The sequence below is a fragment of the Ralstonia sp. OTU4908 genome, assembly GCF_038440115.1.
GTDB lineage: Bacteria > Pseudomonadota > Gammaproteobacteria > Burkholderiales > Burkholderiaceae > Ralstonia > Ralstonia pickettii.
The window spans coordinates 1-423 of record NZ_JASATD010000107.1; the positions used below are offsets into that span (position 1 = coordinate 1).

Annotated in this window: 2 protein-coding genes; both read right to left on the reverse strand. The window is 60.0% G+C overall.

Annotation, left to right across the window (positions count from 1 at the left end):
* On the reverse strand, nucleotides 1-284 hold a 284-nt coding region (locus AAHM38_RS25530; RefSeq protein WP_342234430.1), incomplete at its 3' end, for a 2Fe-2S iron-sulfur cluster-binding protein.
* A 22-nt stretch (nucleotides 285-306) separates the two neighbouring features.
* A partial coding sequence (locus AAHM38_RS25535) for a hypothetical protein (protein WP_342234431.1) occupies nucleotides 307-423 on the reverse strand: 117 nt, incomplete at its 5' end.

The following is a 423-nucleotide window of genomic DNA, read 5'->3' on the forward strand; positions in this document are numbered from 1 at the left end:
ACCGGCAGCCCCGGCAGCGGGCGCAGCACGATCTTCTCGGGCAGCTCACGCATGTTGGTCAGGCACGCCAGACCATTCTTGCCGTTGATGTTCATGGCGTCGGAGCCGCACACGCCTTCGCGGCACGAACGACGGAACGCGATCGACTCGTCCAGCTTCTTCAGCTTGACCAGCGCGTCGAGCAGCATGCGCTCGTGACCGTCGAGTTCTACCTCGTAGGTCTGCATGCGGGGCGCTGCGTCCTTGTCCGGATCGTAGCGATAGACTTCAAAAATACGCTTCATTTTTGCGGGTCCTTCTTATCCGTTAGAACGTACGCGCCTTGGGCGGCACCGATTCCACCGACAGCGGCTTCAACTGCACGGGCTTGTAGTCCAGGCGGTTGCCTTCGGAATACCACAGCGAGTGCTTCATCCAGTTTTC